Annotated in this window: 20 protein-coding genes, 1 tRNA gene and 3 pseudogenes; 11 read left to right on the forward strand and 13 right to left on the reverse strand. The window is 63.2% G+C overall.

The window, feature by feature from the left end; all coding sequences use genetic code 11:
- Positions 1–17: 17 nt before the first annotated feature.
- The 6 genes from ASE60_RS13090 to ASE60_RS13115 all read left to right on the forward strand — a co-directional run bounded on the left by ASE60_RS13090 (position 18) and on the right by ASE60_RS13115 (position 6,483).
- Positions 18–806 (forward strand): FadR/GntR family transcriptional regulator, encoded by a 789-nt coding sequence (locus ASE60_RS13090; protein WP_082615829.1) that lies wholly within the window; start codon positions 18–20, stop codon positions 804–806.
- Between the two features lie 206 nt (positions 807–1,012).
- Positions 1,013–1,519, forward strand: coding sequence for an NUDIX hydrolase (locus ASE60_RS13095; RefSeq protein WP_057251102.1), 507 nt, complete (start codon positions 1,013–1,015; stop codon positions 1,517–1,519).
- A gap of 137 nt (positions 1,520–1,656) precedes the next feature.
- Positions 1,657–3,162: an inorganic phosphate transporter gene (locus ASE60_RS13100; RefSeq protein ID WP_057251103.1), complete on the forward strand. Its 1,506-nt coding sequence runs from the start codon at positions 1,657–1,659 to the stop codon at positions 3,160–3,162.
- A 10-nt stretch (positions 3,163–3,172) separates the two neighbouring features.
- Complete coding sequence (locus ASE60_RS13105) at positions 3,173–3,910, forward strand: 16S rRNA (uracil(1498)-N(3))-methyltransferase (protein ID WP_057250909.1); 738 nt, start codon at positions 3,173–3,175, stop codon at positions 3,908–3,910.
- Between the two features lie 258 nt (positions 3,911–4,168).
- On the forward strand, positions 4,169–5,542 hold the full coding sequence (locus ASE60_RS13110) for a glutamate--cysteine ligase (RefSeq protein WP_057250911.1): 1,374 nt from the start codon (positions 4,169–4,171) through the stop codon (positions 5,540–5,542).
- 113 nt (positions 5,543–5,655) lie between these two features.
- Entirely contained in the window at positions 5,656–6,483 is an 828-nt protein-coding gene (locus tag ASE60_RS13115; RefSeq protein ID WP_057250913.1) for a DUF937 domain-containing protein, read from the forward strand.
- 343 nt (positions 6,484–6,826) lie between these two features.
- Here ASE60_RS13115 and ASE60_RS13120 read toward each other — a convergent pair whose 3' ends face one another.
- On the reverse strand, positions 6,827–7,114 hold the full coding sequence (locus ASE60_RS13120) for a DUF1127 domain-containing protein (protein WP_057250915.1): 288 nt from the start codon (positions 7,112–7,114) through the stop codon (positions 6,827–6,829).
- A 207-nt stretch (positions 7,115–7,321) separates the two neighbouring features.
- Between ASE60_RS13120 and ASE60_RS13125 the strand changes: the two genes are divergently transcribed.
- Complete coding sequence (locus tag ASE60_RS13125) at positions 7,322–8,272, forward strand: LysR substrate-binding domain-containing protein (RefSeq protein WP_034800917.1); 951 nt, start codon at positions 7,322–7,324, stop codon at positions 8,270–8,272.
- 91 nt (positions 8,273–8,363) lie between these two features.
- Here the strand turns inward: ASE60_RS13125 and katA are convergent, their stop codons facing one another.
- Complete coding sequence (gene katA / locus ASE60_RS13130; RefSeq protein ID WP_057250917.1) at positions 8,364–9,848, reverse strand: catalase KatA; 1,485 nt, start codon at positions 9,846–9,848, stop codon at positions 8,364–8,366.
- Between the two features lie 189 nt (positions 9,849–10,037).
- Here katA and ASE60_RS13135 point away from each other — a divergent pair, with 189 nt between their 5' ends.
- Positions 10,038–10,949 carry a hydrogen peroxide-inducible genes activator gene (locus ASE60_RS13135; protein WP_057250919.1) on the forward strand — a complete coding sequence of 304 codons (912 nt, stop codon included), beginning with the start codon at positions 10,038–10,040 and terminating at the stop codon, positions 10,947–10,949.
- Positions 10,950–10,961: 12 nt separating this feature from the next.
- Here ASE60_RS13135 and ASE60_RS13140 read toward each other — a convergent pair whose 3' ends face one another.
- From ASE60_RS13140 to ASE60_RS13160, 5 genes and pseudogenes are all read right to left on the reverse strand, one after another.
- Positions 10,962–11,837, reverse strand: coding sequence for a dienelactone hydrolase family protein (locus ASE60_RS13140; RefSeq protein WP_057250921.1), 876 nt, complete (start codon positions 11,835–11,837; stop codon positions 10,962–10,964).
- 121 nt (positions 11,838–11,958) lie between these two features.
- Positions 11,959–12,987 carry an alcohol dehydrogenase AdhP gene (gene adhP / locus ASE60_RS13145; RefSeq protein ID WP_057251104.1) on the reverse strand — a complete coding sequence of 343 codons (1,029 nt, stop codon included), beginning with the start codon at positions 12,985–12,987 and terminating at the stop codon, positions 11,959–11,961.
- Positions 12,988–13,134: 147 nt separating this feature from the next.
- Entirely contained in the window at positions 13,135–13,551 is a 417-nt protein-coding gene (locus ASE60_RS13150; protein WP_057250923.1) for an MAPEG family protein, read from the reverse strand.
- 98 nt (positions 13,552–13,649) lie between these two features.
- Positions 13,650–15,152 (reverse strand): IMP dehydrogenase, encoded by a 1,503-nt coding sequence (guaB, locus tag ASE60_RS13155; RefSeq protein ID WP_057250925.1) that lies wholly within the window; start codon positions 15,150–15,152, stop codon positions 13,650–13,652.
- Positions 15,153–15,376: 224 nt separating this feature from the next.
- Positions 15,377–16,236: pseudogene (locus tag ASE60_RS13160) on the reverse strand (MBL fold metallo-hydrolase); the annotation flags it as partial.
- A 189-nt stretch (positions 16,237–16,425) separates the two neighbouring features.
- Between ASE60_RS13160 and ASE60_RS13165 the strand changes: the two are divergent.
- The gene (locus tag ASE60_RS13165) at positions 16,426–17,835 is read left to right on the forward strand and encodes a DHA2 family efflux MFS transporter permease subunit (RefSeq protein ID WP_057250927.1); all 1,410 of its coding nucleotides are present in this window, start codon (positions 16,426–16,428) and stop codon (positions 17,833–17,835) included.
- 59 nt (positions 17,836–17,894) lie between these two features.
- On the opposite strand, the gene ASE60_RS13170 is transcribed toward ASE60_RS13165, so the two are convergent.
- The 3 genes from ASE60_RS13170 to ASE60_RS13180 are packed head-to-tail and all read right to left on the reverse strand — an operon-like array spanning position 17,895 to position 20,594.
- Complete coding sequence (locus tag ASE60_RS13170) at positions 17,895–18,275, reverse strand: VOC family protein (RefSeq protein ID WP_057250929.1); 381 nt, start codon at positions 18,273–18,275, stop codon at positions 17,895–17,897.
- 1 nt (position 18,276) lies between these two features.
- On the reverse strand, positions 18,277–19,014 hold the full coding sequence (locus tag ASE60_RS13175) for an RlmE family RNA methyltransferase (protein ID WP_057250931.1): 738 nt from the start codon (positions 19,012–19,014) through the stop codon (positions 18,277–18,279).
- Positions 19,011–20,594, reverse strand: coding sequence for a Ppx/GppA phosphatase family protein (locus ASE60_RS13180; protein ID WP_057250933.1), 1,584 nt, complete (start codon positions 20,592–20,594; stop codon positions 19,011–19,013). Before ASE60_RS13180 ends, ASE60_RS13175 begins: the two co-directional genes overlap by 4 nt.
- 372 nt (positions 20,595–20,966) lie before the next feature.
- Here ASE60_RS13180 and ASE60_RS13185 point away from each other — a divergent pair.
- Positions 20,967–21,040 (forward strand) — tRNA-Gln (locus ASE60_RS13185).
- A gap of 104 nt (positions 21,041–21,144) precedes the next feature.
- Here ASE60_RS13185 and ggt read toward each other — a convergent pair.
- Entirely contained in the window at positions 21,145–22,749 is a 1,605-nt protein-coding gene (gene ggt, locus ASE60_RS13190; RefSeq protein WP_057250935.1) for a gamma-glutamyltransferase, read from the reverse strand.
- Positions 22,750–22,953: 204 nt separating this feature from the next.
- Between ggt and ASE60_RS13195 the strand changes: the two genes are divergently transcribed.
- The gene (locus tag ASE60_RS13195) at positions 22,954–23,202 is read left to right on the forward strand and encodes a hypothetical protein (protein ID WP_057250937.1); all 249 of its coding nucleotides are present in this window, start codon (positions 22,954–22,956) and stop codon (positions 23,200–23,202) included.
- Positions 23,203–23,248: 46 nt separating this feature from the next.
- On the opposite strand, the pseudogene ASE60_RS13200 reads toward ASE60_RS13195, so the two are convergent.
- A pseudogene (locus tag ASE60_RS13200) lies at positions 23,249–23,806 on the reverse strand (fumarylacetoacetate hydrolase family protein); the annotation flags it as partial.
- A 2-nt stretch (positions 23,807–23,808) separates the two neighbouring features.
- Positions 23,809–24,525 (reverse strand): annotated as a pseudogene (locus ASE60_RS33700) (FAD-dependent oxidoreductase); the annotation flags it as partial.
- Positions 24,526–24,705: the final 180 nt, after the last annotated feature.

Here is a 24,705-nt window from a genome sequence, read left to right on the forward strand (position 1 = left end):
ATCCGGGAGACCAAGACGTGACCGACGACCAGATCGACCTCTTCGCCCGCATCAGCCACAGCCGCACGGCGGACGAAGTCGTGCATCAGATCGAGCTCCTTATCCTCGAAGGCGTGCTGCGCGACGGCGATCGTTTACCGGGCGAAAGGGAGCTTTCCAAACGCTTCGACGTATCGAGGCCGATCCTGCGCGAGGCGCTCAAGGAACTCGAAGGACGCGGCCTGGTCGAAAGCCACCATGGCGGCGGCACCTTCGTCGCCGATGTCGTAGGGAAGATTTTCTCCAGGCCGCTGATCGACCTGATTGCCCGTCATCACAAGGCGACCCAGGATTATCTCGAATACCGGCGCGAGCTGGAGGGCCTGACCGCAGAACTGGCCGCCACCCGCGCCACGGATTTCGACCGGGACATCCTGACCAGGATCATCGAGCGCATGCGTACAGCGCACGCCGCCGGCGACTTCGAGGCGGAGCTCGAGGCCGATATCGAGCTGCACCAGGCAATCGGTGAGAGCGCCCACAACATCATCCTGATGCATACGCTGCGCGCCTGTTATCGGCTGCTTCAGCAGGGCATCTTCTTTCACCGCAACTCGGTTTTCGATGCACCGGGCGCGCGCGATCGGCTGCTTGGCCAGCACGAGGCGATCTACGACGCGATCATGGCGAGGGATCCGGCGAAAGCAAAGGCCGCGTCGCAGAACCATATCGACTTCGTTGCCGCCGCAACCCGCGAGGCGGAGCGCACCGGCGAATGGAACCGTATCGCCCGCCTGCGCTTGCAGCAGCGCGACCGCGCGAACTGACGGAGCAGGCCTACGCCCACTTGCCCGCGATTGGCAAACCGACGCGGAAACACCATATTCTGTCGTATCTGAACCACAGTTCAGCGGAAAGCTGACTGCATATCCGGCTGCCCAATTGCCGTAACATTTACACGCAACAGGACGCTGCCATACTCGCTTTGACAGAAAACAAGAACACTGATTCGCTGAGAGGAGCGCTGACGACCTTGAACTTCTTGAACAGACTCACATCCGATGTCCAATTGATGCTGCGCCGCCCGGCGCGCATGCAATATGCCGCGCTCTGCTATCGGATCCGCAAGAAGACCAAGGCCCTCGAAATCCTCATGATCACCAGCCGTGACACCGGCCGCTGGGTCATTCCCAAGGGATGGCCGATGCAGGGCAAGCGCGCCCACGAGGTGGCCGAGCGGGAGGCCTATGAAGAGGCCGGCGTCAAAGGGCATGTGCAGAAGTCGACGATCGGATACTATCTTTACCAGAAGCGCATGGACCATGGCCTGAAGATCTCGGTCAAGGTGCAGGTTCATGCCCTCGAAGTCGACGACCTCTGCAAGCACTTCCCCGAGGAAGGCCGCAGGCAGCTCGAATGGGTCGACTACAAGGAGGCTGCTTCACGGGTGGCAGAGCCGTCGCTGAAGGACCTCATTCTCGCCTTCGGCGAACGCATGGCAGCACCGTCTGCGCCGATGCCGAAGGCTGCGATCGGCTAGCCTTCGAGATGATCCTCAGGGGCATCCAATGCCCTGAATACGGGTTCCCGGCGCGCGCAACGCCAATGTCCATCAAATCCACTTGAAAGCGTGTTGCAGTGGCCTTAGTGGCCATTGTGACAATGGAGTTCCAGGCAGTGGCACAGCCGCGCTTACGCCTCGCAAAACAGACGCTCGACAAAGACCTCGACAAGCTCAGTCTTGCCGAAGAGGCGTCGCAGCATGTCCGCCGCAGCCTGGCGGCGCCGGCGCTCGCCGGCCTATTTCTGCTGCTCAGCATGGCCTTTGCCGCGAGTTTCGTGACCCATTCCGCGAGCGCGCCGATCATCATCGCCGCGGCAGCGATCGCCGGCTACATGGCCATGAACATCGGCGCCAACGACGTGACCAACAACGTTGGTGCGGCCGTCGGCGCCAAAGCGATGTCGATGGCGACGGCGCTCATCATCGCTGCCATCTTCGAGATCGCCGGCGCGATGCTTGCCGGGCGCGAGGTCGCGCTGACGATCGAAGCAGGCATCGTCTACGGCGAAGATGTGCTCGGCCCGCAAGCGATCATCTGGATCATGATGTCGGCACTCGCTTCGGCTGCGGCCTGGATCAATATCGCCACCTATTCAGGGGCGCCTGTATCCACCACACACTCGATCATCGGCGGCATCGTCGGCGCCGGCATTGCCGCGGCCGGTTTTTCCAGCGTCCAATGGTGGTCGCTTGCCGGCATCACTTTGAGCTGGTCGGTCTCGCCGCTTCTCGGCGGCGCAATTGCCGCCGCATTCCTCGCCTTCCTCAAGGAATTCATCATCTACCGCGAGGACAAGATCGCTGCCGCAAGGCGATGGATGCCGGTCATTCTCAGTGTCACCGCGGGCTGCTTCACCGCATACCTCGCGGAGATTGCCCTAGTTCAGGTTGCGGCAATCTCTTTGCCAACAGGACTCAGCCTGGGCGTCATCATCGGTACTGCCGTCTATTTCCTGACCAAGCCGTGGATCTACAAACAGTCAGAGGGGCTGGACAACCGCAACCAGTCACTTCGCAAACTATTTCGCGCGCCGCTCATTCTGGCTGCAGCACTTCTCTCCTTCGCGCATGGCGCCAACGACGTCTCCAACGCAATCGGCCCGTTATCCGCGATCGTTTCGGCCCTGGACGGCGTCATCACCACGGAGAAATCGCCGGCTCCCTTGTGGGAACTGGCGATCGGCGCGCTCGGCATTTCGATCGGTCTTCTGCTCTATGGCCCGAAGCTTATCCGCGTCGTCGGTCAGGAAATCACCAAGCTCAATCCGATGCGCGCCTTCTGCGTCGCGCTCGCCACCGCGGTCACGGTGCTTTTGGCATCGGCGCTCGGACTGCCGATCAGTTCGACCCACACGGCCGTTGGTGCCGTCTTCGGCGTCGGCTTCTTCCGTGAATGGTACATCCGCAATTCCAAGCGTCGCCTACAATATGTCCGACAGCGCACAGGGCAGGCCGACTTCATGGAAACGGAAGAAACCAACTTCGCCGAAGTCCGGCGCCGGCGCCTTGTACGCCGTTCGCATTTCCTGACGATCGTCGGCGCCTGGGTCATCACCGTTCCCGCCTCGGCCGCGCTATCGGCCGTCCTCTACCTCATCCTCTCCAGCATTTTCATGTGAAGGCCCCGATATGCGCGCCAATTTTCGCATGCAGCGACTGTTCGTCGAACATACCCTCAATGCGGGCTCCGCCCACGAGGCGACCAAGGAGCAGTTCAACTACCTGGTCAACGTTCTTCGCTATGAGGAAGGCTCCTCGATCCTCGTCTTCAACGGACGTGACGGCGAGTGGCGTGCGGAACTCTCCTTCGCCAGCAAGAAGAAGCTGGTGCTGACCGCTGTCGAGCAGACGCGCCCGCAGCCCGAACCTTGCGATCTTGTCTATCTTTTCGCGCCGCTGAAGGTCGGCAGGCTCGACTATCTCGTGCAGAAGGCCGTCGAAATGGGCGCAGGCGTGCTGCAGCCGGTCATGACGCAGCATGTGCAGGGCAAGCTCGGCAGCATCGAGCGCGTGCGCGCCAACGTCATCGAGGCGGCCGAACAATGCGGCGTGCTCGGCATTCCCGATGTCGAGGAGCCGCGACGACTGGAGGACGTGCTGGCCACCTGGCCCACCGACCGACGCATCATCTTCTGCGACGAAGGCAGCGACAGCCAGAACCCGTTGCCAATTCTCGCCGCCGTCAAGGAGAAGAAACTCGCTTTGCTGATCGGTCCGGAAGGCGGTTTCTCCGAGACAGAGCGAACGTTGCTGCGCAGCCTCGATTTCGTCAGCAGCATTCCGCTTGGACCGCGGATCCTCAGGGCCGACACCGCCGCTGTCGCAGCCATGGCGGTCATCCAGGCGACTGTCGGCGACTGGCGATAGCCGGTCGCTCCGCAGCAAACCGGGAGCCGCTCGTTCTCCTAGAAGATGGCTCCTAGAAGAAGGGGACCTCTCAACACAGGGTATGGCTGGGTCGACGATACCCAGTTCCACGGAGCTTGCTCCAGCGCAAGCAATCGTCCTACTTTTTTTGATGAGATCTTGAAAGAAATTGACTTGCACCGCACCTGAATACGGTTCAAGCAGCCTTCATCAACTCCCGCTATCCAGTGGGAGCCGCCCAAACAAAAGAAGACGCTCATGGCCCGAGATACCACCGACCAGACGCCGGTAACCTCTGTCGCTGACCTGACCGCCTATCTGGCAGAAGGTTCGAAACCGGAGGAGCGGTTCCGGATCGGCACGGAGCACGAAAAGTTCGCCTTCTTTAAGGCGGACAACAGCCCCGTCCCCTATTTCGGCGAGGCCAGCATCCAGGCGCTTCTGAATGGAATGGCCGCAAAGAGCGGCTGGGAACCGATCGTCGACCAAGGCAACATCATCGGCCTTGCCGAGCAGTCGGGCAATGGCGCGATCTCGCTGGAGCCGGGCGGCCAGTTCGAGCTTTCCGGAGCGCCGCTCGAAAACCTGCACCAGACCTGCAAGGAATCGAACCAGCATTTGGCGGTTCTGCGCGAAGTCGCCGAACCGCTCGGCATCCGTTTCCTCGGCATCGGCGGCAGCCCGAAGTGGACCTTCGCCGAGACACCGCGCATGCCGAAATCGCGCTATGGCATCATGAGCCGCTACATGCCCAAGGTCGGCACCAGGGGCCTCGACATGATGTACCGCACCTGCACGATCCAGGTGAATCTCGACTTTTCCTCCGAAGAGGACATGCGCCGCAAGATGCAGGTGTCCTTGAAGCTGCAGCCGCTTTCGACGGCGCTGTTTGCGAGCTCGCCCTTTACCGACGGTAAGCCGAACGGGCTGCTCTCCTGGCGCGGCGATATCTGGCGCGACACCGACAACCAGCGCGCCGGCCTGCTGCCCTCCGCCTTCCGTCCGGATTTCGGCTTTGCCGACTATGTCGAATGGGCGCTCGACGTGCCGATGTATTTCGTCGTGCGCGACGGCCACTACCATGACTGTACCCACGTCACCTTCCGCCAGTTCATGGGCGGCGCGCTGAAGGGCGAGATCGCCGACTGGCAGCCGAACATGGGCGACTGGACCAACCATCTTTCGACGCTGTTCCCCGACGTTCGGCTGAAGCGCTTCCTCGAAATGCGCGGCGCCGACGGCGGCCCGTGGCGGCGGATCTGTGCGCTGCCGGCCTTCTGGGTCGGCCTGCTCTATGATCGCGAAGCGCTCGATGCCGCCGAGACCCTGACCCGCGACTGGACCCTCGAAGAGGTGAGCGCGATGCGCGACGCCGTGCCCGTACAGGCGCTCGCGACAAAATTCCGCACAGGCAACCTCTACGACATTGCCCGTGAGGTCATCGCCATTTCGCGCGGCGGCCTGAAGCGCCGCAACCGGCTGAACGGCGACGGCGTCGACGAAAGCCAGTTCCTCGCGCCGCTCGACGAGGTGCTCGCCAAGAAGGTGACGCTCGCCGAAGATCTGCTGGCACTCTACAATGGTCGCTGGAACGGCTCGGTCGATCCGGTTTTCGCCGAATACCAATATTGAGGCGCCCGCCAGGCGCCCTTAAAAAGCGGTTTCCAGCCCCCGATTTCCCGTTATAGTGCAAGGATATGCGTCGCTTACAGCGCCGCGCGTCGAGATGCCGAAGGGGAACTGGGATGGCACCGCTTTTTGACATGTTCGCACAGGCCCAGAATGGTAAGGCCATCGAACTGATGGCTCAACAATTCGGCCTCGCCCAGGAGCAAATGACGAAGGCGACGGCAGCGTTGCTGCCCGCCTTCTCGGCCGCCTTCAAGCGCAACACCGCCAATCCATATGATTTCGGCGCGTTGCTCACGGCGCTCGGCAGCGGCAACTACGCCAAATACTTCGAAGACATGAGCCAGGCCTTCACGCCACAGGGCATGGTCGACGGCAACGGTGTTCTCGGACAGCTGTTCGGATCGAAGGAAATGTCGCGCGCGATCGCCGCGCAGGCCGCGCAGGTCACCGGCATCAGCCAGGAGATCTACAAGCAGATGCTGCCGGTCATGGCAGATACGCTGATGGGCGGGCTGTTCAAGCAGACGACCGGGCAATTCGCCGCCGCAAGCGACGCCTTCGCCAACAACCCAATGGCAGCGGCGATGCGCCAATGGATGGAAGCGGCCGGCTTTGCCAAGAAGCCGGAGCCGCAGCCGAACCCCTTCGACAACCCCTTCACGCAGGCGATGCAGGGCTTCTTCGGCATGGCCAAGAAAGAGGAGAAGGCCAAGACCTCAGACGTCTTTGCCGACAACCCCTTCGTCAAGGCATTTCAGGACATGATGCAGGCGGGCGCCGCCGGCGCGCAGAAGCCCGCACCGGACAATCCGGCCCTTGCCCAGCTCTCCCAGGTGATGAACAGCATGTTCGACACCGGGCTGGAAATGCAGAAGGAATATCAGAAGAACGTCGAGTCGCTGTTCGACATCTACAAGACCGGGCCTGGCACAAAGAGCTGAAACGCCCCTTCCCTATCCATACCCCGTTGGTCGGCGCAACCTTCTGCGCCTGCCAGAGTGTGCGCTTGCCTGAGCAAATCTCAAAAGAAAAAGGCCCGGTACATGTCTTGGTCATGTACCGGGCCAAGCGGCAGGGTCTATTGGCTCTACCCTGCGGGGAACGTTTGGGCGCGCGACCTCTAACGATCAGCAGCGCCGAACTCTGAAATTCGCAGCATGATCCGCGGCGGCGGCTGGCTTTCGCGGATCATGCTCGACTGGCACACCCTAAGCGGCGGGATGCGCCGTGAAGCGGGCCGAGGATGCGGTTTCCCGCTTTCATCCCGCTCCAACTCGTCAACGGTCAGTCGTGGCGGGTCCCCTTGTAGAAGAGGCTCGCCCGGTTTCGCGAAGCGCGCGTCAGGTAACTCGCCGGATTGTCGAAGAAGGGCGAGGTGATCGCCTCGCGCACATCTTCTCGCTTTAGCCCCATATCGAGGAGCTGGCGGTCATCCATGTCATTCAGACGGCCGATCGCATATCGGTTTCGGAGCTGGTGCCACGCGGACGTGAGCATGCCTGTCACGCCGACGGCGCGGGACTGCTTTCCTGCAACGAAGTCGAGATCGAGGACGTGCTGTGTCGTGCGCATGACAATTCTCCTTTTCAGGCACGAAGAGGCCCATCCCCTGCGGGGAGGTCAAACGCAGGGGCGGGCCAAAGGGTTTGGGAATCGCCGGCGAAATTGCCGGCCGGGGATCGATGAATTTGCCCCTAATTGATCGCAAATCCTTATTGATCAGTCCAACGAATGTTTTTAATGATATTCATCAAACAATTTTATGGATGCATCACGGCCATGTCCGCACCGCTCGATATCGACCAGCTCCAGACCTTTGTCGCGATCGCCGACACGGGCAGTTTCACCAAGGCGGCCGACCGGGTCTTCAAGACTCAATCCGCCGTGTCGATGCAGATGCGCCGCCTGGAAGAGCGCATCGGCAAGGCGCTGTTCATGAAGGATGGCCGCGGCAACCGGCTGACGGTCGAAGGCGACCGTCTGCTCAATTTCGCCCGCCGGATGATCCGCCTCAACAATGAAGCGATCGCCTCCTTTGACGACAACCGCCTTGAAGGAACGCTCCGCATCGGCACGCCCGACGACTACGCCGACCGCTACATGCCCGAGATCATCATGCGGTTTGCCAAGACGCATCCGAATGTCGAGCTCTATATCATCTGCGAACCTTCGGTGGATCTCGCCGAGAAGATGGCGAAGGGCGACCTCGACATCGCGCTCGTCACGCACAATCCGCGTGCACGCGCCTCGGATGTCGTGCGGACCGAACCGCTCTGCTGGGTGAGCTCGATCAACCATCCGCTCCCGGAAAACGCGCCGATCCCGCTCGCCGTCGGCCGGCGCGACTGCCTCTGGCGGCAGGCTGCCTGCGCGGCACTCGACGCGACCGGCCGCGAATACCAGATCCTGTTCACAAGCTGGTCGTCGACGGTCGTCGCCGCGGCCGTGCTTGCCGGCATGGCCGTCTCGGTCCTGCCGGAGTCGGCTCTTCGCCCCGGCATGAAGGTGCTGACGCTCGCCGACGGCTTCCCGGCGCTGGCACCGGTGCAGATCGGCATCATGAAGCGGCCGGGTCTTTCGCCCTCGCTCTCCAACGCGATCAGCAACCACATCACCGCCTGCCTCGACAATATCACTCCGATCAGCGCTAACGACGACCTCGAAGCCGATATCAAGGGCTTCCCGCGCTATCCGCGCCTGCGGCAGAGCCACATGCTGCCGGGCTGGTAATAGCCGGTAGAAACCAAAAAAGGCCACGCACCGACAGGTACGTGGCCTTTTTCATTTCCGGAGAACAGCGCCTGTCAAGCGCTCGTCCTGCCTATTCGGCAGCGGTGCTGACCGCCTCCGCTTCGTAGCCGTGTGCCGCATGAAGCGCCGCACGCACGCCGGCTTCATAGTCCGGGTGGACGCGCTTGAAGTGCGCCAGCTGGCGCTCGACGATCGGGCCCGGCACGCCGCCCATCGCGGCGGCGATGTTTGCAAACAGGCGCGCCTTCTGACCGGCATCGAACAGGTTGAAGAGCGCCCTCGGCTGGCTGTGGTCGTCGTTGCCTTCGCGGTGGTCGAAGCGGGCCATGTCGCCGCTGATGCGCAGCGGAGGCTCCATTGCGGACGGCTGCTCGACCGGGCCGTTGAACGAGTTCGGCTCGTAATAGGCGTCCGGATTGCCGGTCTGGATGCCGCCGAACGTGTTCATCTGGCCATCACGGTGATAGTGATGCACCGGGCATTTCGGGCGGTTGACCGGGATGTGCTCGTAGTGTGTGCCGAGCCGATAGCGGTGGGCATCGGCATAGGAGAAGAGCCGCGCCTGCAGCATCTTGTCCGGCGAGAAGCCGATGCCGGGCACGATGTTCGACGGCGAGAAGGCGGCGTTCTCGACCTCGGCGAAATAGTTCTCCGGGTTGCGGTTGAGCTCCAGAACGCCGACCTCGATCGGCGGATAGTCCGCATGCGGCCAGACCTTGGTGACGTCGAAGGGATTGTAGGGGGTCTTCTCCGCGTCGAGTTCCGGCATGATCTGCACCTGCAGCGTCCAGCGCGGATAGTTGCCGTTCTCGATCGCGCCATAGAGCGCTTCCTGATAGCTTTCGCGCGTCCGGCCGATCACGTCTGCGGCCTCGGCATTGGTGTAGTGCTTGTGGCCGTGCTGGGTCTTGAAGTGGAACTTCACCCAATAGCGCTCGCCGGCGTCGTTCCAGAAGGAGAAGGTGTGCGAACCGTAGCCGTTCATGTGCAACGGCGATACCGGACATCCGCGGTCCGACATCAGGATCGTCACCTGGTGCAGGCTTTCCGGCGAAAGCGACCAAAAATCCCACATGGCGGTCGCCGAACGCAGGTTGGTCTTCGGGTGGCGCTTCTGTGTGTGGATGAAATCCGGGAACTTGTAAGCATCGCGGACGAAGAAGATCGGGGTGTTGTTGCCGACGAGGTCCCAGTTGCCTTCAGGCGTATAGAACTTCAGCGCGAAACCGCGCACGTCGCGTTCGGCATCGGCGGCGCCGAGTTCACCCGCAACGGTGGAGAAGCGCGCCAGCATCGGGGTCTCAGTGCCCGGCTGCAGAACCTTGGCCTTGGTGTATTTGGAGATATCGCCTGTGATCTTCAGCGTCCCATAGGCGCCCCAGCCCTTGGCGTGCACCGCGCGCTCGGGAATGCGCTCGCGGTTTTGATGCGACAGCTTTTCGATAAGCTGGTAGTCCTGCATCATGACGCCGCCACGCGGACCGGCCGTCAGGGAATTCTGGTTGTCGGGCACCGGCGCTCCGGCGCTCGTCGTCAATATGGGTCGATCTGACATCGCGTCCTCCTGTCAAAGGGTTCGCGCCCGGGAGATCGGACAGGATCTGCCCGAAAGCAGCCTGAGGGGCTGCCAGCCACCACTCCGGCGGCGCTCAAAGCCCGGACGCCTTGGCCAGACGGGTTTTCCCACAGGGCTTCGATAATCTCCAATTGCATAAAAATTAAATATTGATAGGATTTTCTTATCATGCTTACACTTCGACAGATGCGCTATTTCGAGGCGCTTGCCTCTGCTCGCCACTTCGGCAAGGCCGCCGAACTGGTCCATGTCAGCCAGCCGGCGCTCTCCGCCCAGATCATGGAAATGGAAAACCACCTGGGGGTGAAGCTGGTGGAGCGCAGCCGCAGCGGCGTTTTCCTCACTCGCAAGGGTGAAGAGGTGCTGGCCCGCACCCGCACCATCCTCGCCGACGTGGACATGCTGGAACAGAGCGCACGCGCCAGCTCCGGCACGCTCGAAGGGCGGATCCGCATCGGCGTCATCCCGACGCTTGCGCCCTATCTCGTGCCGCGGCTGGTGCCGCATCTGCGCCGCGTCTATCCGGCGATCGAGATCGAGTTGAAGGAATCGGTAACATCAAGGTTGGTCGCCGATCTCGGCGAGGGCCTGCTCGACGCCGTCGTCGCGGCCCTGCCGATCGAAACCGACGGGCTGTCGACGAAACCGCTCTTTTCCGACCGCTTCTACATGGCGATGGCGGACGACGAGCGAAACATCCTGATGTCGCCGCTGACCGAAGATCAGGTGGATGTCGAACAGTTGCTCCTGCTCGAAGAAGGCCATTGCCTGCGCGACCAGGCGCTCGCCGTCTGCAGCACCGCCGGCAAGCGCCGCCTTGTCTCGTTCGGCGCGACCTCGATGACGACGCTCCTGCAGATGGTTGCCAATGGCATGGGCATGACGCTGATCCCTGAAATCGCCATTGCGACCGAGGCCGCACGCAATTCGATCCGCATCGTGCCCTTCGCCGCACCCGAGCCGGCCCGCGAGATCGGCCTCGTCTGGCGGCGCAGCAGTCCGCGCGAGCGCGACATGGAAGCGCTCGCAACGGCAATCAGCGACTGCGCCGACGATATTATCCGGGCGGCGGCCGCCTGAGTTAAGACGCGCTCAGGCGAGCTTGGCCTTCAGGAATTCCACCGTCCGGCCCCAGGCGAGATCGGCGGCAGCCTTGTCATAGCGCGCGGCCGAGGTGTCGTTGTTGAAGGCATGGTTGACGCCGTCATAGACATAGATCGTCGCGTCCTTGCCGTCGTCTTTCAGCGCCTTTTGATAGGCGTCGATGCCGGCATTGATGCGTTCGTCGAGCCCGGCATAGTGCAGCAGCAGGGCGGCTTTGATCTTCGGCACATCCTCCGCCTTGGGCTGCGCGCCGTAATAGGCGACGCCGGCCCTGAGATCGGGCGAGCCGACAGCAAGCCGGTTGACGAGGCCACCTCCCCAGCAGAAGCCGATGGCACCAACCTTCCCCGTCGATTGCTGGTGCCCCTCCAGGAACGCCACGGTCGCAACTGCATTCGCCGTCGTTGCTGCCGCATCCAGCGCGCCGATCATCTCGCGTGCCTTGTCCTCGTCCGTCGGCGTTCCACCCGGCGGCGACAGGAAGTCCGGTGCAAGCGCCAGGAAGCCTTCGAGCGCCATCCGGCGCGCAACGTCGCGGATATGCGGATTGAGCCCGCGATTTTCGTGAATGACGATCACCGCCGGCAGTTTTCCGCTCACCTCCGCCGGGCGCACGAGGTAACCCTTCATGTCGCCGCCAGCCCCGGGGTAAGAGATATCCTCGCCGGTGATACGGGTATCGGTCGCCGCAACGATTTCCGCCTTGGCGCCGTTGGCAGCAAGCAGTGGCGCGATCGCCGCGGCCGCAGCCGCGGAACCGGCCAGTCCGGTGAGCTTTTCCATGAAACGGCGGCGATCGAGGGTCAGATGCGTATATTCGTCATAGGCGTCAATCATCGCCTGTGTGATTGTCGGTTCCTGCATATCAGCCTCCTTCGGTTCGTTCTCCCGCGGCGGCAGACAGAACCGCCCGCGACAGAATAGGTCGGCGGGCGGTTGCGAACATACAAACTTGCGTTACTGCTGCGTGTTTTGTTTTGGCCGATCAGCCGTTGAGATCGAGCACGATCCGACCGTCGATCTTGCCTTCCTCCATGCGCTTGAAGATCGCGTTGATGTTCTCGATCCTGTCCCAGGTGAAGTGCGAGGCGACCTTGCCCTCGCCGGCGAACTCCAGCGATTCTTCTAGATCCTGGCGCGTGCCGACGATCGAGCCGCGGATGGTGATGCGCTTCAGCACCGTATCGAAGATCGGCAGGCACATCTGGCCGGGCGGCAGGCCGACGAGCGCCATGGTCCCCTTGGAGCGCAGCATGTTGAAGGCCTGCTCCATCGCCTTGGGTGCCACCGCCGTCACCAGTGCGCCATGCACGCCGCCGGTCGCCTTCTGCACCTGCTCGACCGCGTCCTTGTCACGCGCGTCGACGACGAGGTCGGCACCGAGTTTTCGCGCAAGCGCCAACTTGTCCGGGAAGATATCGACGGCGGCGACATGCATGCCCATTGCCTTGGCATATTGCACCGCCATGTGGCCGAGCCCGCCGATGCCGGAAATCAGCGCCCATTCGCCAGGACGCACCTCGGTTTCCTTTAGGCCCTTATAGACGGTGACGCCGGCGCAGAGGATCGGTGCGGCCGGTCCGAATTCCAGCTTTGCCGGCAGACGCCCGACAAAATCCGGATCGGCAAGGCCGTACTGGGCAAAGGTGCCGTTGACGGAGTAGCCGGTGTTCTGCTGGCTGCCGCAGAGCGTTTCCCAGCCGGTGCGGCAGGGCGTGCATCCGCCGCACGCCGTGTGCAGCCACGGCACGCCGACGCGGTCGCCCTCCTTCAGGTGTGTGACGCCGCTGCCAAGCTTGGCGACATAGCCGACGCCTTCGTGTCCGGGGATAAACGGCGGCTTCGGCTTTACCGGCCAATCGCCGTTTGCGGCGTGCAGGTCCGTATGGCAGACGCCGGTCGCCTCGTATTTGATCAGCACCTGGCCGGGGCCGGGCTCCGGTATCGGCACATCCTCGATTACCAGCGGCTTGCCGAATTCGCGTACCACGGCGGCTTTCATCGTTGCGGTCATCTCGTCCTCCTCCGATGCGTTGTCGTCCAACGTCGGAAAGACTACCCGCAAAGGCGGCATCGGGTACTTGATACGCATCAAGGCGCGTGGATCGTTCGCGCAGACTGTCTCAGATTTGCGCCAATTCGCTTGGGGCGCGAACCGGGATCAGCTCATCGCCATCCAGACGGCAAGCCACACCCACATGGCAAAAAGCGTCGCGACGCCCCCCATGAACAGCGGGCGACGATAGCGGATGCGGTTGTTCGTGACATGTACGAAGGCGTGCACGTAGCGCAGGACGACGAAAAGCCAGGCAAGCGCGAGGGAGACGATGTTGTCGGCCTCGGTGATGTAGAGCAGCACGCAGCAGACGTAGAAGAGAACGGGCAGCTCGAACTGGTTGGCGATGCTGTTCTTCACCACCAGGCTTTCGCCCGGCTCGTCACGGTTCTCCCGAAACTGGGCCGCATGCACCTTACCGGCGCGCACCAGCCTCATCCGGCGGAAGGATAGGAGAGCGTAGAGGCAGAAGACGAGAAAAACATGGACCACGATCGGCCAGAAGATCTCGAAACCCGTCATGCGCTGCTCCCTGAAAAAAGCTTATTCTGAAAAACACTTAATCTGAAAAGGCGAAGGGCGCCGCGAGATAACGCGGCGCCCTTCGAATGCAATCGCGATCAGTGCGCGCCCGGATAGTTCGGGCTTTCGCGGGTGATCGTCACGTCATGGGCGTGGCTTTCGCGAAGGCCGGCGCCGGAGATACGTACGAACTGCGCGCGCTCCTGGTATTCCTTGATGGTCGGGCCACCGACATAGCCCATGGACGCCTTGAGGCCGCCGGCGAGCTGGTGGAGCACGCCTGCAACCGGCCCCTTGTAGGGAACCTGGCCTTCGATGCCTTCCGGAACCAGCTTCAGCGTGTCGCGTACTTCCGCCTGGAAGTAGCGGTCCGCCGAGCCGCGGGCCATGGCGCCGACGGAACCCATGCCGCGATAGGCCTTGAAGGAGCGGCCCTGGTAGAGGAACACTTCGCCCGGGCTCTCGTCGGTACCGGCAAGAAGCGAGCCGATCATGACGGCCGAAGCGCCGGCAGCGATCGCCTTGGCAAGGTCGCCGGAGAACTTGATGCCGCCGTCGGCGATGACGGGAATGCCGGCCGCCTGGGCAGCTTCGACGGCGCTCATGATCGCGGCCAGCTGCGGAACGCCGACACCGGCGACGATGCGGGTGGTGCAGATCGAGCCCGGGCCGATGCCGACCTTGACCGCATCCGCACCGGCATCGATCAGCGCCTTGGTGCCGGCGGCAGTGGCGACGTTGCCCGCCATGATGCGAACGGAGTTGGAGAGCTTCTTGACGCGGGCGACGGCGTCGAGCACGCGCTGCGAGTGGCCGTGGGCGGTGTCGACGACGATCAGGTCGACGCCGGCATCGATCAGACGCTCCGCACGCTCAAAACCATCGTCACCGACGGAGATGGCGGCGGCGGCACGAAGGCGCCCTTGTGCATCCTTCGAGGCGTTCGGGTTGAGCTGCGCCTTCTCGATGTCCTTGACGGTTATGAGACCGACGCAGCGACCGTCGGCGTCGACGACCAAAAGCTTCTCGATGCGGTGCGCGTGCAGGAGGCGCTTGGCTTCCTGCTGGTCGACGCTTTCCTTGACCGTGACCAGGTTCTCATGGGTCATCAGCTCATGGATCTTCTGGTTCGGATCGGAAGCGAAGCGGACGTCACGGTTGGTGAGGATGCCGACGAGACGACCCTGTTTCTGGCCACCGGCGCCACCGTTCTCGACGACCGGGATGCCGGAAATGCCGTGCTGCTTCATGAGGCCGAGCGCATCGGCAAGCTTGGCGTCGGGGCCGATCGTGACCGGATTGACGACCATGCCGCTTTCGAACTTCTTGACCTGCCGAACCTCTTCGGCCTGCTCCGCAGGCGTCAGGTTGCGGTGGATGACGCCGATGCCGCCGGCCTGTGCCATGGCGATTGCAAGGCGCCCTTCAGTCACCGTGTCCATCGCCGAAGACAGGATCGGCAGGTTGAGGTCGATGTCCTGTGCAATGGTGGTGGCGATATTGGTCTGACCCGGCATGACTTCGGAATGTCCGGGCAGGAGCAGGACGTCGTCGAAGGTCAGAGCCTCCAGACCAGTTGCCGTTTCGATGATGCGCGCCATGGCCAATTCCCTTCAAATAACGAAAACCCCCGGGGACGGGCTGCGATTTGTCCACCGGGCGACTTCAAAGCGTGTCTTGGAAGTTGGCGAGGGCTCGTAACACGGATATGTCAGGATGAAAATAGCCAAAGCCGGGAAATGTCCCGCCTTCGGCCGATATTTGTTGCAGAGCAGCAATTTCGCGAGATGCGGCCCGTCATCCGGCTCGATACCGATCAGATATCGAGCCTGCGGCGCGTCTCGGCCGCCTTCGCCTTGTCCATGTCGAAGCGCACTTCCCAATCGGGGCGCTGCAGCGACAGCACATAGTGATTGGCGGTATCGGCCGTCAGCATCATGCCCTTGCCGTCGGAATCGAGGCAGAACACCATGTGACCCGGCGAATGACCGAAGGCGGCGACGGCCGAGATGCCGGGTACGACCTCGGCGCCGTCGCCGATGAAAGTCGTCTTCTCCGCCAGCGGCACCACCTTCTCCAGCACCGCCTTGTACCCGTTTTCCGCCGGCGTGCCGGCGCGTGCCGTATCCTTCCAGAAGGCATACTCCGTTTCGCCCATCACGTAGCGCGCATTGGCGAAAGCCGGCTTGCCGGCCTCCATGAGACCGCCGATGTGATCGCCATGCATATGGGTGACCACCACAACCGAGACCTGCTCCGGCGCATAGCCGGCGGCGCGGATACCTTCGACGAGACGCCCCAGGCCGGCTTCGCGACCGCCCTCACCCCTGCCGGTATCGAAGAGCACGACATCCGTTCCGGTATCGACGAGAACCGGCGAGAAACTGTTGACCAGCGCTTCGGTCGGCAGAAAGTTCTGTTGCAGCAGTTCCGCAACCGCCTGCTGTGGCTGTTTGGTGCCATAGATCTCATGCGGTTTCTCGGTGACGCGCGTGCCGTCATTGACGACGACGAGCTTGAAAACGCCAAGCTTGAGAGATCGGATCGGGGGATGGCTAGCGTTCATGTCGGTCTTTTCCGCCTTTTCCTCAGCCACCGCAACGCCCGTCATCAACGATGGCGCAGCCAGCACCCCAGCGTTCCCGCCCCCATCAAGGTCCGGCGCTTCATCGACATCTCACTCATGGTCCATCCCACTTCGTTGCCCTGTTGGATCCCGTTGCCCCATGGACAACTGGGCCAGAACTAGCGTCTTGACAGCGAAGGCCAGCCGGGATCACAGGCTTTTGATCCGCAATCACCGGTTTCGCCCCGACAAAAGCCATCACCGGCATTAGCTTCTCACTATCGCTGGCCGTCTTCGAAGCACATTCCATGAACCGTATCGTCCCGATGATCCTTGCCGTCGCTCTCTTCATGGAGCAGATGGATTCGACCGTGATTTCCACGTCGCTGCCGGCCATCGCCCGCGACATCGGCGTCGGGCCGATCACGCTCAAGCTGGCGCTGACCGCCTATATGGTGTCGCTTGCGATCTTCATTCCGCTTAGCGGCTGGATGGCGGACCGCTTCGGCGCCAAGAAGATTTTCCGCGCGGCGATCCTCGTCTTCATCGCCGGTTCCATTTTCTGCGCCATCTCCAACAGCCTTGTCGCCTTCGTTTTCTCGCGCTTCCTGCAGGGCATGGGCGGGGCGATGATGACGCCGGTCGCCCGCCTCGTGCTGGTGCGCGGCACGCCGCGCAGCGAACTCGTCTCGGCCATGGCGCTTTTGACGATCCCGGCTCTGGTCGGGCCGCTCGCCGGACCGCCGCTCGGCGGCTTCATCACCACCTATTTCTCCTGGCACTGGATCTTCCTGATCAACGTGCCTGTCGGCATCGCCGGCTACATCCTCTCGGGCATCTATCTGCCCAAAATGGAGCCGCGCGATCCTCCACCGGTCGACGCTCTCGGTTTCCTGCTCGGCGGCATCGCCGCCTCCGGCATCGTCTTCGGCCTGTCGGTGATCAGCCTGCCGGCCCTACCGCCGATCGTCGGTATCGCTTCGGTGGTCGTCGGCGCGGTCGCGACCCTGCTCTACATCCGTCACGCCCGGCGCCATCCGGCACCGGTTCTCGACCTCAACCTCTTCAAGGACAGCGCCTTTCGCGCCGCCTCGATCGGCGGCACGATCTTTCGCATCTCGGTCGGCGCGGTGCCTTTCCTGATGCCCTTGATGCTGCAGGTGGGCTTCGGGCTCAACCCGTTCCAGTCCGGCCTCATCACCTTCATCGGCGCAGTCGGAGCCATTACCACCAAGTTCTACGCGCGGCGCGTGCTTGCCTTCGCCGGCTTCCGTACGACCCTGATCCTCGCCGCAATCCTCGCCGCGATTACCACCTTCGCCAATGGCTTCTTCACGCCGGCGACGCCCTATCTGGTGATGATCACCATCCTGCTGATTGCAGGCTTCGCCCGTTCCTTCTTCTTTACCAGCGTCAACGCGCTTTCCTTCGCCGATATCGACGATGCGGACGCCAGCAAGGCGACCTCGATGAGCGCGGTGCTGCAGCAGATCAGCCTGGCGCTCGGCGTCGCCGTTGCCGGCGCGATCCTGGAAATCGAGACCAAACTCAGCGGCGGCCCGCTGCAGCTCGACGATTTCCACACCGCCTTCATGATCATCGCCGGCGCCAACCTGATCGCGGCGATCCCGTTCCTGACCATGGCGAAGAACGCCGGCGCCTCGGTTTCCGGGCACCGGCTACCAGTGCGCGAAGTCGAGTCGGCCGCGGGGAAGTAAGGATATTTCAGGGAAACGCGCGGCGATTTTCCGTCCGAAAGGACGGCGCCATAGCGAGTTTATTCAGGGCGCTCGCACACGGCGGCGATCTTGTTGCCGTCGAGATCGCGAACCCACGTGCCGTAGAAGTTCGCGTGGAACGGGCGCAGCCCCGGCGCACCCTCGTCCGTGCCGCCATTGGCAAGGGCTGCCGCGTGGAAGGCATCGACGGCTGAGCGCGTCTCGGCGTCAAACGCGATGCTCACGCCGTTGCCGTAGGTGGCGGGCGCGCGGTTGAAGGGCGTCACCACCCAGAAGCGGATGCGGTCGCCCGCAGCACCATAGCCGATTTCGGTTTCGTCCTGCCGCTGACGGTGATAGCCGAGCGCTGGCAGCACCGCGTCATAGAACGCGCCGGCGCGTTCGAGATCGTTGGTGCCAACGGTCACGTAGAGCAGCATGCTATTCCGCCGCCTCGTCTTCGGCTTCCGTCTCGCTGGCGGCCTTCTGGCGCCCCTTGAAGCCCTTGGCGAGCAGGAACATTTCGACCGATTCGGACCGCGACGATGCCGGCTTCACATGGATGACCTGACGGAAATTCTGCTTGAGCATATTGAGCAGTTCGCGCTCCGTGCCGCCCTGGAAGGTCTTCGCCAGGAAATGCCCGCCCTCGGCAAGCACGTCGACGGCGAAATAGGCGGCGACCTCGCAGAGATGCATGGTGCGCAGGTGGTCGGTCTGGCGGTGTCCGGTCGTCGGTGCCGCCATGTCCGAAATCACCAGATCCGGCGTACCGCCGATCGCTTCCTTGAGCTTTTCCGGCGCTTCAGGGTCGAGGAAGTCCATCTGCAGAATACGCACGCCCGGGATCGGGTCCACTTCGAGGAAGTCGATCGCCGCAACGCGGGGATCGGCATCGGTCGAATTGGTGACCTTGGCGGCGATCTGCGTCCAGCTTCCGGGGGCGGCACCGAGGTCGATGATGCGGCGAGCGCCGTTCAGGATCTTGTGCTTCTCGTCGATCTCCAAAAGCTTGAACGCCGCACGGGCGCGATAGCCCTCGAGCTGGGCGCGCTGCACATAGGGATCGTTGATGTGGCGCTCCAGCCAGCGGCGGGAGGATGCCTTGAGCTTGCCCTTCTTGACCTTCTGGCCAAGCTTGCGGCCGCTGCGGTTGCCGCCAACAGGGGGTTTCGTCATGCCTTGTTTCCTTCCTGGCTGCCGGCGTTGGCGCCGCGCTGGTGACGGCGCGGCCGCGAGCGGCGCCAGGCTCCGTCGTCCGCCATCATATCGGTGAGCAGCCCTTCGCGCAGGCCGCGATCGGCGACACGCATGCGCGTCGACGGCCAGCGGCGGCGGATCGCTTCGAGGATCGCACAGCCGGCCAGCACCAGGTCGGCACGATCCGGACCGATGCAGGGATTGGCGGCACGCGCATTGAAATCCCAGGAGAGCAGGCGCGCCTGCATGGCGGAGACTTCGTCATCGGTGAGCCACAGGCCATCGACGCGGCGGCGATCGTAGCGCGGCAGGTCGAGATGCACGCCGGCAAGTGTCGTGACCGTGCCGGATGTGCCGATCAGGTGGAAGCCGCTGCCGGAGGCGCCGTTTGCCAGCGCCTCGACCGGTGGGCTGTCGAAGCGGGAGAGCATGCCCTCCACCTCCTGCACCATCGCCTCGAAGCTTGCCGGCGTCACGTGCTGGCCGCCATGGCGCTCGGAGAGCGTGACGACGCCGACCGGCAGCGAGGTCCAGTGGGTGATGTGATTGGCAAGCCGGTTCGACCTGGAATCGCCGATGCGGATGACGGCGATCTCGGACGAGCCGCCGCCGATATCGAAGAGCACGACCGAACGGGTCTCGCGATCGACGAGCGACGAGCAGCCGGAGACGGCAAGCCGCGCTTCGGTTTCGCGGTTGATGATCTCGAGATCAAGGCCGGTCTCCCGCGCCACCCGCTCAAGGAAGCTTTCGCCGTTTTCGGCGGCGCGCGCGGCCTCCGTCGCGATCAGGCGGCTGCGGCGAATCGTGCGGGCACCGAGCTTCGAGGCGCAGATCTTCAACGCTTCGACCGCGCGCTCCATCGCCTCGTCTGACAACCGGCCGCTGGCACCGAGCCCCTCGCCCAGGCGAACGATGCGCGAAAAGGCGTCGACCACCCGGAACTGGCCGGGGCGCGTCGGCTGAGCGATCAAAAGCCGGCAATTGTTGGTGCCGAGGTCAAGCGCGGCATAAAGCGGCGCCGGCGGTTCGCTGTCGGCAACATAGGGCGCGCGCGGTTGATCGGCGCGCTGGCCCGGCCGCTGCTGTGACGCCGTCTGCCCGTTGGAGGCGGAGGGCCCCGATCGCCCATTGCCGCCATCGGTAGCCCTTTGCTGGGCCGGCTGGCGCTCGCCGCTCGTGAGCGGACGCCCCTGGAGCCCACGGCGATGCCGCGCCTTCTTGCTGCGCTTGTGGCCCTTGCGCTCGCCGAGCGACGACTCAACGAGTTGCGCGCTGCCGCCCTGCGGCGCGGACGCGACTGCGGCCTGTTGTTTTGCGGATTTCGAACGACGACGCCGTTTGCGCTTGCGCGCCGGTTCCGCCTCGTTCTCTCCTGCGGGACGCCCTGCCATGCCGGCAGTGCCGGGCTGGCTGGCAATTGCAGACGGCGAAGCAGACGACTTGCGTCGTTTCCGCTTGCCCTTGCCGTTGCGCGGACCGAGCTTCGATCCATCACTGCGGCCTGCTGCCGACGCCCCGGATTCGGACGGCTTTTCGCCGTGATCGGGGTCTTTCACTTGTCTCAACCATGGCGCCGCGCAAGCCCAAGGGCCGCTCAAGGCGCTCTCTCGATTTTTCGTTGGCGCGACTGTACCAGCGCAAGCCCCATTCGCCAAACTGTTTTTGACTGCGCCGCCAAGGGCTAAGGCCGGATACGGTCCACACTGCGGACGACGATGGCGATCTACACCCCTCGCAATCGTACTCACCGCCGCCGCCCGGCCGCAAATGCGCGGCACCACGACGTACCGTCGGCACCGGCAAATCGGTGCAAAAATCCGGCCGCCACATCGAGATCGCATTTTTTTGGCAAAAGGTATTTGCATTGGCCGCGCTTTTGTTTATAAGCCCGCCACACCGACGCGACGGGCAGCGCCCGCCAGCGACCTTGGGGAATAGGTTAACGGTAGACCAGCGGACTCTGACTCCGTTAGTCCTGGTTCGAATCCAGGTTCCCCAGCCAAACTCTTCCTGCAATTGAACCAAATTTACGGCGAAACGAGTGCCCGCGGCCCAGCGGCATCGCGCCTTGCCGCACGCGATCTTCCGAACTGCTGGCTGCCAAGCCTAGAAAGCCAGGGCGCAGCCGTCCTTGCGCGGATCCGAGCCCGCCTGCAACACGCCGTTGACCGAATCGATCAGGATCGCCTGGCCGCCGCCGTGCGGCATCTCGGCCATCTTGATCTCGTGGCCGAATGCGGCGAGCCCTTTCAGCACGTCCTCGCGGATGCCGCGTTCTGCCTCGAAGCGGCCCATCTGGTGGAAGCCGCGGGCGCAGTCGATCGCTTCCTGCACGTTCATGCCGAAATCGACGATGTTGGTCAGCACGTGGCTCTGCCCAACCGGTTGGAAGCCGCCGCCCATCACCCCGAAGGAGAGCCACGGCTTGCCATCCTTCATCGCCATCGCCGGGATGATCGTGTGCAGCGGGCGTTTGCGCGGTCCCACGCAATTGGGGTGCGCAGGATCAACGCGAAAGCCGACACCGCGGTTTTGCAGCAGAACGCCGGTCTTCGGGCTGCTGATGCCCGTGCCGTAAGGCCAGAACAGCGAATTGATGAAGGAACAGGCGTTGCCCTTTTCGTCGACGACGCTGATGTAGACCGTGTCGCGATAGGTGGTGGCACCGGCTGGACCAACCACCGGCATGGCCTTCTTCAGGTCGATGCGGTCGCGCAGCTCGTCGGCAAAGGCGGCCGAAAGCAGCTTTTGTACCGGCACATCGGCAAAGTCGGGGTCGGCGACATACCTGTCACGCGCCTGGAAGGCCAGCCTCGTCGCCTCGGCTTCGATATGGAAACGCTCGACGCCGACCGGATCGTATTTCTTCAGATCGAAGCCGCTCAGGATATTGAGTATCAGCAAGGTGGTAATGCCGACTCCGCTTGGCGGGATTTCCAGAAGTTCTATGCCGCGATAGGTCGTAGAAATCGGATCGACCCAGAAGGCCTCCTGCGTGGCGAAATCGTCGAGCGCGTGCATGCCGCCGAGGCTGCGCAGGTAGCCCACCATGTCCTCGGCGACCCAGCCTGAATAGAAACCATCGCGGCCCTTGGCGGCGATCTCCCGCAGGACTTTCGCGTGCTCGGGCTGGCGGAAGACCTCACCGGTCCGCAGGGCGCGACCGTCCTTCAACCACATGCGGGCGCTGTTGGGGTCCGCCTTCAGCTTGTCTTCGTTGCGGTTCCAATCGACGGCGACCCTTTCGGTGACCGCAAATCCCTCCTCCGCGTGGCGGATGGCGGGCTGCAGCAGTTCACCGAGCGGCATGGAACCGAAACGCCGGTTCAGCTTGCTCCAAGCATCGACCGCGCCGGGGATGGTGACGGCGTGCACCGAGGTGAGCGGGATCTCGTTCAGTCCCTGTTTCAGCAGGTGTTCTGCGGTAAGGCCCTCGGGCGCACGGCCCGAACCGTTGAGGCCATAGACCCGACCGCCATCGGCGAGATTGGTGCCGGCGGGGGCGAAGAGAACGAAATTGTCGCCGCCGATGCCGGTCGAGCCCGGCTCGACCACGCATTGCACGGCGCAGGCGGCAATCGCGGCGTCAGCGGCATTGCCGCCCCGACGCAGAATCTCGATGGCGGCGAGCGTGGCAAGGGCGTGCGACGTGGCGGCGGCGCCATGCCGGCCCATGACGACGGAGCGGCCAGGCAGGTGCAGGTCACGCATGGAACGGGAACTCCAAGAACATAGGGACAACTCAGGCTCGCGAGCCTATGCGCCTGCCGGGCGGATGGAAAGGCCGACGTTGAAGCGCCGGAGACTGGTGCGGCGCATGAGGCGATTGGCGGGAGAACACTTCCGGGCTGCCCAAAGCTCCGCAGCAGGCGCATAATAGCTCACTTGCAAGCGATCACAGGCGGAGGACGGCCCATGTTCGATGCTGGCAGAAAGACGGACGCCGAATATGCGATCGAGTATATCCAGGAAAATCCGGAAGCCGGTCTTTGTTGCGAGGATCGGCGCTGGTGGATTACGCCAAACGCGAACGAAACCGATCGGCAGATCCTGTTTCTCGACGCCGCAGAGGCAGAACGGCTGAAGGACGATGCGCGGCTTCAAGTCGTGCCCGACATCGCCCACCCCGGCCGCGCTCTCTGGGTCATGCGGAAGATGACATAGCCGCCCGAGACCGGAATAGGTCGGGCAACGGAAGCGGCCGGTCGCGCTAAAGCAGGCCGCGTCCCGCGAGGTTGCGCATCAGCGCCGCAGCACCGAAATTCCAGGGCGCGCATTCCGTCGAAAGCCTGACGGTGTTGGTCAGCCGGCCGAGTTCGGCATTGGCAATCGTCACCACGTCGCCAAGCTTGTGGGTAAAACCCTGGCCGGGTTCGTCGCGGTCTTCGACAGGGGCAAAGAGCGTGCCCATGAACAGCATGACGCCATCGGGATATTGGTGGTGCGGACCGATGGTCTGGGCGACGAGATCGAGCGGATCGCGGCTGATCTCCGCCATCGAGCTTCGGCCGGTGAGCCGGTAGCCGTCCTCCCCTTCGACAAGCAGGGTGAGCTCGGCCTTGCGGACATCGTCGATCGTGTAGGTTTCGTCGAACAGGCGAATGAAGGGGCCGATGGCGCAGGAGGCATTGTTGTCCTTAGCCTTGCCGAGAAGCAGCGCGGAGCGGCCCTCAATGTCGCGCAGGTTGACGTCGTTGCCGAGTGTTGCGCCCTTGACCTGGCCTCTGGAGCAGACCGCGAGCACGATCTCCGGCTCCGGATTGTTCCAGCGCTCGCCACGCGCCAGCCGGGACCTTCGAGCACATGTTCGGTCGTGGCTGCGTCGCCGGACACCAGGCGCCCGCCGAGCGATTGGAAATAGGCGAGATAGGCCTTGTTGAGGCTGTGCGGGTCGCGGATCGACCAGGGATCGCTCCAGCGCAGGCCACCGACGAGATCGGCCCTGATGGACGGTTCTATCGTCTTCAGTTCGCTTGAAGACAGTTTCTGATGATTGACGCCGAAGCCGGCCGAAAGCTTTTCCGCCTCCTTGTAGGCGGCATCCCGTTGCTTCTCGGTGCGGAACACCTTCATCCAGCCGTCTTTACGGATGAGTTCGCCCGCGCCTGACGCCGCGATCAGGTCCTGATGTTCGCTGATCGAATGCTCGATCAGCGGCGCATAGAGATGGGCGATGCGTTGGTGCTGGGTAAAGCCCGAATGCCACCAGTACCGCGCCAGGAACGGCACCAGCCCCGGCAAGGCCCGGAAATGATAGGACGCGTCGATCGTGTTGTTCAGCGCGTAACGGAAGAGCGCGCCGAAATCATGCGGGAAGCCATAGGGAAACACACCCTCGCGCTGGATCAGCCCCGCATTGCCGTAGGAGGTTTCCTCGCCGGCGCCGCGACGGTCGAGAAGCACCACCGACTTGCCGCGCCGCGCCAGATGGATGGCGGTGGAGATACCGACGATGCCGGCGCCGAGAACCACTACGTCAGTCTTCATTTGCAGCTGCCCCGTTTTCCGATCAAGACAAGCCGCGGCTTTGCTCGAGCCACGGCGCCAACGTCATTTCTTCTTCAGCGAGCGGCTGGAGAGGATGATCTGCTCGACGAGCAGTTCCAGCGATTTCATGATCTTCGGTATCCTCAAGGCAAAAGCGGCGGTATCGGCATCAATAGCCAA

The sequence above is a fragment of the Ensifer sp. Root278 genome (genome assembly GCF_001429285.1).
In the GTDB taxonomy this organism is placed as follows: Bacteria; Pseudomonadota; Alphaproteobacteria; order Rhizobiales; family Rhizobiaceae; genus Ensifer.